This window comes from Clostridium sp. CAG:43, from assembly GCF_000434655.1.
Classification (GTDB): Bacteria; Bacillota; Clostridia; order Lachnospirales; family Lachnospiraceae; genus Otoolea; species Otoolea fessa.
This window is the reverse complement of record NZ_FR895100.1, coordinates 1-237: the sequence shown is the minus strand read 5'-3', so window position 1 is coordinate 237 and position 237 is coordinate 1. Positions and strand designations below refer to the sequence as shown.

General features: G+C 46.8%; 1 pseudogene. It reads right to left on the bottom strand.

Annotation, left to right across the window (positions count from 1 at the left end):
- Positions 1-211 (bottom strand): annotated as a pseudogene (locus tag QVO97_RS08780) (lactate dehydrogenase); the annotation flags it as partial.
- Positions 212-237 lie beyond the last annotated feature (26 nt).

The following is a 237-nucleotide window of genomic DNA, read 5'->3' as shown; positions in this document are numbered from 1 at the left end:
CCAGCTTCCGGCTGCTCAGCCAGGAAACATTCTCTGCCTCCTGGAATAAAAGCAGCGGCGAGTTTACCTTAAAAGAATCTCTTCCGGTTCCCGGCTCGCGCTCGAATAAGAAGGTGAGCGGCGTGCCCGGGTGCGGCATTTCTGCCTTTTCGTATGATAAATTTCCATTGAAGGAACAGCAGATTTTATCTCCAATTTTATAATAGTACATATTGCATACCTCCTGCTCTTTTTTTG